The following is a 1,325-nucleotide window of genomic DNA, read 5'->3' as shown; positions in this document are numbered from 1 at the left end:
CGGTATGACTCACCCACATAGGTAACAAAACAGTTCAAGCACATAGGTAACAGTTTTTAACTGGCACTGGTCGATTCCGAGGATCTGACCATGCCGTGGCGAGAGCTGAAACCTATGGATCTGAAAGTGATGTTCATTGCTGACTACCTGTCTGGTCGTCTCAATTTCAGCCAACTCTGTGCAGCTCACAGCATCAGTCGCAAGACTGGATACAAGTGGGTGGCCCGCTACAACGCGGACAGCATAAATGGCTTGGCTGAGTGCAGTCGCAAACGGCACTCTCAAGCTCAGGCTGTGCCGTTTGCGGTCAAAGAGGCCATTCTTGAGCTACGCCGCCAGGGACAAACCATACCGGGCCCGAAAAAGATTCAGACAGCCCTGAGTGGACGGTTTCCAGATCAACCACCACCGTCCAAAACTACGATCTATAACGTGCTTAAAAAGGCGGGGCTCATTGAGCCTCGACGCTTGCGCCAACGTGTCGCCCTCTATCCTAAGCCGCTTCAGAAAGCCGAGCTTCCCAATCAGCTCTGGAGTGCCGATTACAAAGGCCAGTACCTGACAGGAGATGGTGTCTGGTGTTACCCATTGACGGTGATGGATCACGCCAGTCGCTTTCTATTGGCTTGTGAAAGCATGCCGAGCACGACGTTCAAAGATGCCAAGGCTACCTTTGAGCGGCTATTCAAGATGTACGGAATGCCCGAGCGGATCCGTACTGACAACGGTGTTCCTTTTGCCAGCGGTGGGCGTGCAGGGCTGTCGCAGTTGTCTATCTGGTGGGCTCACCTGGGCATCATTCATGAGCGGATTCAGCCTGGGCGACCCGAGCAAAACGGACGGCATGAACGCATGCACCGCACGCTCAAAAGTACATTGCCAAGGCCGCCGGAAATCGAGTGGGGAGCCCAGCAGAAGCACTTTGACCTGTTCATGCAGCACTATAATCATGAGCGTCTTCATGAGGCTTTGGGGCAGAAAACGCCGGGTTCTTGCTATACAAGTTCCTCACGGGCCTTTCCGAGCAAGCTACCGGAGATGAGATATCCAAGCCATGTTGAGGCGTACCGAACGGACTCAAACGGAGTGGTGAACAAGGGACGACTCAGAATCTATGTCGGCTATGTTCTGAAGCATCAGATGGTCGGATTGGCGAGCATCAGCGAGGGTGTTTGGGACATCATCTTTGGGCCTGTTCTACTGGGCCGTGTTGATGAACGAGACGCTAAAGATGGTTATCTGACGCTCAAGACAATCAAAAATAAGTGATCGGGTGTTACCTATGTGCCTGAACTCTTGTGTTACCTATGTGGTTGATCCCTTCA

The 1,325-nt window shown here is 52.7% G+C and carries 1 protein-coding gene; it reads left to right on the top strand.

Annotation, left to right across the window (positions count from 1 at the left end):
* Nucleotides 1-90: 90 nt before the first annotated feature.
* Nucleotides 91-1,269, top strand: coding sequence for an integrase core domain-containing protein (locus tag ACXR0M_RS27215; protein ID WP_458834688.1), 1,179 nt, complete (start codon nucleotides 91-93; stop codon nucleotides 1,267-1,269).
* Nucleotides 1,270-1,325: the final 56 nt, after the last annotated feature.

The organism is Pseudomonas sp. Eth.TT006 (genome assembly GCF_054456575.1).
Note: the sequence above shows the minus strand (reverse complement) of the source record. Positions and strands in the feature narration are given on the sequence as shown.

Excerpts from the sequence above, each read along its gene's own strand:
- ACXR0M_RS27215 (WP_458834688.1), top strand. The coding sequence starts at position 91 with ATGCCGTGGCGAGAGCTGAAACCTATGGATCTGAAAGTGATGTTCATT.